Here is a 6339-nt window from a genome sequence, read left to right on the forward strand (position 1 = left end):
GAACTGACCCCATGACCGACCCGCGCGCACAACGACTCTTCGGCGGCTCTCCCGGTGACATCGCCGGCAGTCCGTTCCGGGCCGACCGGGACCGGATCGTCGCCTCGCCGTTCTTCGCGCGGCTGGCCGGCGTCACCCAGGTGATCAGCCCGGGCGGGTCCGGGCTCCTGGTCCACAACCGGCTGACCCACAGCCTGAAGGTCGCGTCCGTCGCCCGCGGGATCGTCGAGCAGCTCGGCGATGATCCGGTCCTGGAGAAGCTCGGGGGGTGCGACGCCGACGTCGTGGAGGCGGCCGCGCTCGCCCACGACCTCGGGCACCCGCCGTTCGGGCACCTCGGCGAGCACGTCCTGGACCGCCTCGCCCGGGAGCGGCTCGGGCTGCCGGACGGGTTCGAGGGCAACGCCCAGTCCTACCGGATCGTCACCAGCACCCAGGTCCGCGGCGCCACCATCGGGCTCGACCTGACCGCGGCCGTGCGGGCGGCGCTGCTGAAGTATCCGTGGACGCGGCGGACGTACCCCGACCCGCACCCGATGCACATGCACCCCACCCCGCGCGGGGCCGGCGGCGACCCGGCCGTCGGGTCGGGCAAGTTCGGCGCCTACGTCACCGAGCTCGCCGACGTCCGCCAGGCCCGCGCCCCGTTCGCCGGCCGCCTCGCCGACTGGCAGCAGACCGCCGAGGCGTCCGTCATGGACACCGCCGACGACATCGCCTACGCCATCCACGACCTCGAGGACTTCCACCGCGTCGGCGTCCTGCAGCAGGGCGCGGTCGCGGCCGAGCTGGTCGCCTGGCTCCGCGACGCCGACGCCCTGCGCGGCCTCGGCGACACCCAGCTGCGGGCCACCGGCCGCCGCCCCGGCCGCTCGGTCGAGCTGCTCCGCCGGACTCTGCTCGGCAAGGACGGCTGGATCTACGACGACGACGCGTTCGCGGCCGCCGTCGCCCACGTCCGCACCGAGCTCGCCGACGGCCTCCTGGCCGCACCGTTCGACGGCTCCATCGACGCCGAGCAGGCCGTCGCCCGGTTCTCGGCCCGCTGGACCCGCCGCCTCATCGACGCGGTGTACGTGCGCCCCGACCCGCCGGTCCGCTCCGGCCACGTCCTGCTCGCCTCCGCGCAGTGGCACGAGGTCCAGGTCCTCAAGTTCATCCACCACCGGTTCGTCCTCGAACGCCCCGACCTGGCCCTGCACCAGCGCGGCCAGGCCCGGCTGCTGGCCAGCCTGGTCGAGGCCCTGCACGCCTGGCTCACCGACCCGGGCGAGGAGGCGCGGCTGCCGCGGCGGCTGCACGACCTGGTGGAGCTGGCCGAGGCCGAGACCGTCGAACTGTCCCCGGCCGACTACGGCCTGGAGCGGATGGACGTCCCGGCCATCGCCCGCGGCCGCGCCATCGTCGACTTCGTCGCCGCGCTCACCGACGGGCAGGCCTCGGGCCTGCTCGAGGCGCTGTCGGGGCGATCCCGTCAACTGTGGACGGACGCCTTCGTATTGTGAGAGCCATGCTGGTTCTGCGCGCTATGACCCAAGACGAGCTCGACGCCCGGCTGCCCGCGCTGCACGAGGAGTACGCCGACGACGAGGTGCGGGCCGGGCGCGACCGGCCCGAGACCGTGCGCGCCAACGTCGCGGCCCTGTTTCGCCAGCTCCTGCCGAATGGTGTGGCCACCGCCGGGCACCTGCTGTTCAGCGGCGTCGACGACACCGGGGCCGTGGTCGGGTGGATCTGGCTCGCGCTGCCGGGGGAGAAGCGGCCCCAGGCGTGGGTGTACGACATACAGGTCGACCCCGAGTATCGGCGGCGCGGGTTCGGGCGGGCCCTGATGCTGGCGGCCGAGGACGAGCTGCGCGCCCGCGGGGTGTTCGAGCTCGGCCTCAACGTCTTCGGGCACAACGTGGGGGCGCAGGCGCTGTACTCCTCCATCGGCTTCCAGATCAAGTCGACCACGATGGCGAAGGATCTGCGGCGTTGAACGCACCGAAGGAGCGCCTGGTGGTCATCGGGGGCGACGCGGCCGGGATGAGCGCGGCGTCACAGGCCCGCAAGCGGCGGCCGGCCTCGGACCTGGAGATCGTCGCCTTCGAGCGCGGGCAGCACGTGTCCTACTCGGCCTGCGGCATTCCCTACCTGGTGGCGGGGGACGTCGCCGAGCCGGATGCGCTGGTGGCCCGGCACCCGGCGGAGTTCCTGAAGCTGGACATCGACGTACGGCTGTCGACCGAGGTCGTGGCGATCGACCTGGACCGGCGGGCGGTGACGGTGCGCTCGGCCGCGGGGGAGTCGTCGCTCGGCTTCGACCAGCTGGTCATCGCGACCGGGGGCGTGCCCACCCGGCCCGAGGTGCCCGGCTCGCTGTCCGTCGGCATCCACGGCGTGCAGAACCTCGAGGACGGGATCCGGCTGCTCGGGTACCTCGACCGGCACCGGCCCGAGCGGGCGGTCGTCGTCGGGGGCGGGTACATCGGCCTGGAGATGGCCGAGGCGATGCTCCGCCGCGGCCTGGACGTGACGCTGGTGGACGCTTCCGAACAGCCGATGCGGACCCTCGACCCCGACATGGGCGGCCTCATCGCCGACGCGCTGCGGGCCGAAGGGGTCACGCTGCGGCTGGGGGAGCGGCTCGAAGGCTTCGCCAGCAAGGCCGGCCGGGTCACGGCCGTGCACACCACCGGCGGGGAGATCCCGGCCGACCTCGTCATCCTCGGCCTCGGCAGCCGGCCAAGCAGCGACCTGGCCCGGGCCGCGGGCATCGGCGTCGGCACCACCGGCGGGATTCAGACCGATCGGCGCATGCGCACCTCGGCCGAGGGCGTATGGGCGGCCGGCGACTGCGTCGAGACGTTCCACCTCGTCTCCCAGCGGCCCGTCGCGATCGCGCTGGGGACCCACGCGAACAAACAGGGCCGCGCGGTGGGGATCAACATCGGGGGTGGCTACGCCACATTTCCAGGCGTCGTGGGTACTGCCGTGTCGAAACTCTGCGGCACGGAGGTCGCGCGCACCGGCCTGTCCACCGCCGAAGCGGCCGCGGCCGGGTTCTCGGCCTACAGCGTGACCACCGAGTCGACCACCCGAGCCGGCTACTACCCGGGCGCCCGCAAGATCAAGACGAAGATCATCGCCGAGCGGATCACGGGCCGGCTGCTGGGCGCCCAGATCGTCGGCGAGGAGGGCGCGGCCAAACGCATCGACGCCCTGGCCGTGGCGCTGTGGCACGGCATGACGGTCGAGGAGATGACGTCGCTGGACCTGTCCTACGCCCCGCCGTTCGCGCCGGTCTGGGACCCGGTCCTCATCGCCGCCCGCAAGGCCGCCGAGGCGCTAGGTTCGAACTCGTGATGATCTCCACGTTCGCCTCGCTGTCGGCCACCGACCTGTACCGGTTCCTGCGGCTGCGTTGCGAAGTGTTCATCGTCGAGCAGCGCAGCCTGTACCCGGAGCTGGACGGGCGCGACATGGAGCCTTCGACGCTGCACGTGTGGGTCGACGCCCCGGACGGCTCGGTCGCGGCCTACCTGCGCGTCCTGTCCGAGCCCGACGGCTCGGCCCGCATCGGCCGGGTCGTCACCGCGGCCCCCTCCCGCGGCCAGGGCCTGGCCGGCCGGCTGATGGCCGCGGCGCTCGAGCGGATCGGGCCCGAGCGCCCGGTGGTGCTGGACGCCCAGACCGTCGCGACCGGCCTGTACGCCCGTTTCGGCTTCGTCGTCACCGGCCCCGCATACGACGACGAGGGCATCGAGCACGTTCCTATGGCCCGTCGGCCTTAGGGCTTTCGGGCTTTACGCCTTCGGGCTCTACGCCTTCGGGCTCTACGCCTTCGGCTCCAGCTTGATCGACAGCGAGTTCACGCAGTGGCGGGTGTTCTTGGCCGTCATACGCTCGCCGCGGAAGACGTGGCCGAGGTGCGAGTCACAGTTCGCACAGCGGATCTCGGTGCGCACCATGCCGTGGCTGTGGTCGTCGATCTCCTTGACGGTGCCGGGGATGGCGTCGTCAAAGCTGGGCCAGCCACAGTGGGAGTCAAACTTGGTGTCAGACTCGAACAGCTGGACCCCACAGGCGCGACAGTGATACGTACCCTCAGTCTTGGTGTTGACGTACTCCCCGCTCCACGGCGCCTCGGTCCCGGCGAGCCGCAGCACCCGGAACTCGTCCGGGCTCAGCCGGGCCTTCCACTCGGCGTCGGTGGTGGGCAGGGTGTCGAGTGGCTCAGTCATACCCCAACGGTAGGCCGCAACGGCTTACCAGACCATTACGCTTCCCACCCCCACACGCGCGCCTTCCCCCCGGCCCGTCCAGCCTCCCGCTCCGCGCCAACCTCCCGCCCCCGCGCGTAGCCTTTCCACCCCCGCGCGACCTTCCCGCCCTCACGCGCGGCCTTCCACTCTCGCGCAGCCTTCTCGCGTCCGCGCGTAGCGTTTCCACCCTCGCGCGCGCAGCCTTCGTGCCCCACGCAGGCCCCATCTCTCGCGCAGTCCTCCCGGCCGCACGCGTAGGGGTTCCCGGCTCCACGCGTTACCCGCCGGCCGGCGTTTTAACGGATTTCGGGCAATTCAACCCTTTCTGGCGAAAGGCCCGAATCGTTCGCCGATCCTGCATCGTTGGCCCACCCGAAAGCCACGATTCGGACTTTTGCCGTAATTTGGGGGTAGGGACCACGATGAGGCTGCTGTACAAGGCCGTAGCGCTGAGCGCCGCCGGCGCCGCGAGCGTGACCTCATTGGCCACCGCCGCCCAGGCCGCCGACCAGGTCCCCGACCACCCCCAGGACCTACGCGCGACGGACGCCCCAATGAGCGCCCTGCAGCTGACGGACGACGCCGAGACAAGCTACTTCCCCCACGTCCACGGCCACCAACAAAGCCCAACCACAACCAACACCACCTGGCACGGCACAGCCCAGGCGAACACCACCAGCCCATACGCCAATGCCAACGCGAACGGCGGCTACGGCGGCACGAACGCAGCGGGCAACAACAACGCCTACGGCGGCGCGAACGCGAACGCGAACGGCGGCTACGGCGGGGCGAACGCAGCAGGCGACGACAACGGCTACGGCGGCGCGAACGCGAACGGCGGCTACCGCGGAGCCAACGCCAACGGCAACGCGAACGGCGGTTATGGCGCGGCCAACGCCACCGGCAACGGTTACGGCGGCCAGAGCAACGGCACCGGCGACCACAACGGCGGCTGGAGCAACGGCAACCACGGCAACGGCGGGCACGGGAGCAGCAACGGCTATGGCGGCCGCGGCAACGGCGCCGGTCACAACAACGGTGGTCACGGCAACGGCAGCGGTGGCTGGGGTCATGGTGGCGGCGGGCAGGGGAACAGCAACGGCTACGGTGGCGGGCCCGGGGGCACGAACACCGGTGGCGGTGGACAAGGGCAGGGCAACGGTGTTCCCGGCGGGCCGGGCGGGACTACGACGCCCGGTGGTGGCGGCGGGCAGGGGAACGGGACCGGCTCGACCACGCCCGGTGGCGGCGGTGGGCAGGGGACCGGCAACGGCGGGCCGACCACGGGCGGTAACGGTGGGCCGGGTGGCGCGGGGCAGGGCAACAGCGGGTCGACGCCCGGTGGCGGGTCCGGCACCGGGGTGAGCCCCGGCGGTGGCGGGACCGGAACCGTGGCGGGAACACCCGGTGGCGGTGGGGCGGCGACCAGCACTCCAGGCGCCGGTACGACGGGTGCCGGTACGACGGGCGCCGGTGCGGCCGCGGCGTTCGGGGAGCTTCCGGTCACCGGGCTGAACTCCTCCATGATGACGACCATCGGCTTCGCGTTCATCGCCGGCGGTGCGGGGGTGCTGTACTTGACCCGCCTCGGTGGTGAGCGGCGGGACGACGAGCGGGCCAAGCGTCGCGTCCCCGAGCCTCGCCGCCGCCGTCGTGCGGTCGACGAGGACGGGCTGGTCGACGACTTCGGTCGTCGTCCGCGGCCCACGCCCTCCCGCCGTGCCCACTGAGTCATCGCCGCGCCCCATTGCGTCAGGGCGCGGGGGCGCTCTGGTGGCCTGAGCTCGTGGCCGCCGTCGCGCGGCCGACGGGGACGGGCTGGCTGAGCACTTCGGTCGTCGTCCGCGGCCGGTGCCCTCTCGCCGCGCGCGCTGAGTCGCCGCGCGCGCTGCGTCACCGCGCACGCTGGAGTCGGCGCGCGCGCTGAGTCGGCGTACGCGCTGAGTCGGCGTACGCGCTGAGTCGGCGTACGCGCTGAGTCGGCGGGCTTGCGAGTCGGTCAAGCCCCTGGAAGTGGTGTAACGGCTGATCTTTCGAGGTTGTGCTGGTTAGAAGGGTTGTGTTCCGGCCGGGTGGGTGTGTGGTTCGCTGG

General features: G+C 72.4%; 6 protein-coding genes. 5 read left to right on the plus strand and 1 reads right to left on the minus strand.

Features of this window, described 5'->3' with window-relative positions; genetic code table 11:
* Positions 1–11 precede the first annotated feature (11 nt).
* The 4 genes from ACIA8L_RS08080 to ACIA8L_RS08095 are packed head-to-tail and all read left to right on the plus strand — an operon-like array spanning position 12 to position 3776.
* Entirely contained in the window at positions 12–1505 is a 1494-nt protein-coding gene (locus ACIA8L_RS08080) for a deoxyguanosinetriphosphate triphosphohydrolase family protein (RefSeq protein ID WP_395901634.1), read from the plus strand.
* Positions 1506–1510: 5 nt separating this feature from the next.
* Positions 1511–1981, plus strand: a complete 471-nt coding sequence (locus ACIA8L_RS08085; protein ID WP_395901635.1) for a GNAT family N-acetyltransferase — start codon at positions 1511–1513, stop codon at positions 1979–1981.
* Entirely contained in the window at positions 1978–3348 is a 1371-nt protein-coding gene (locus ACIA8L_RS08090) for an FAD-dependent oxidoreductase (protein WP_395901636.1), read from the plus strand. The genes ACIA8L_RS08085 and ACIA8L_RS08090 overlap by 4 nt, the downstream gene beginning before the upstream one ends.
* Entirely contained in the window at positions 3348–3776 is a 429-nt protein-coding gene (locus ACIA8L_RS08095; protein WP_395901793.1) for a GNAT family N-acetyltransferase, read from the plus strand. The genes ACIA8L_RS08090 and ACIA8L_RS08095 overlap by 1 nt, the downstream gene beginning before the upstream one ends.
* A 42-nt stretch (positions 3777–3818) precedes the next feature.
* Here the strand turns inward: ACIA8L_RS08095 and msrB are convergent, their stop codons facing one another.
* On the minus strand, positions 3819–4226 hold the full coding sequence (gene msrB, locus ACIA8L_RS08100; RefSeq protein ID WP_395901637.1) for a peptide-methionine (R)-S-oxide reductase MsrB: 408 nt from the start codon (positions 4224–4226) through the stop codon (positions 3819–3821).
* 443 nt (positions 4227–4669) lie between these two features.
* Here msrB and ACIA8L_RS08105 point away from each other — a divergent pair, with 443 nt between their 5' ends.
* On the plus strand, positions 4670–5977 hold the full coding sequence (locus ACIA8L_RS08105; RefSeq protein ID WP_395901638.1) for a hypothetical protein: 1308 nt from the start codon (positions 4670–4672) through the stop codon (positions 5975–5977).
* Positions 5978–6339 lie beyond the last annotated feature (362 nt).

This window comes from Dactylosporangium sp. NPDC051541 (assembly GCF_044454505.1).
GTDB lineage: Bacteria > Actinomycetota > Actinomycetes > Mycobacteriales > Micromonosporaceae > Dactylosporangium.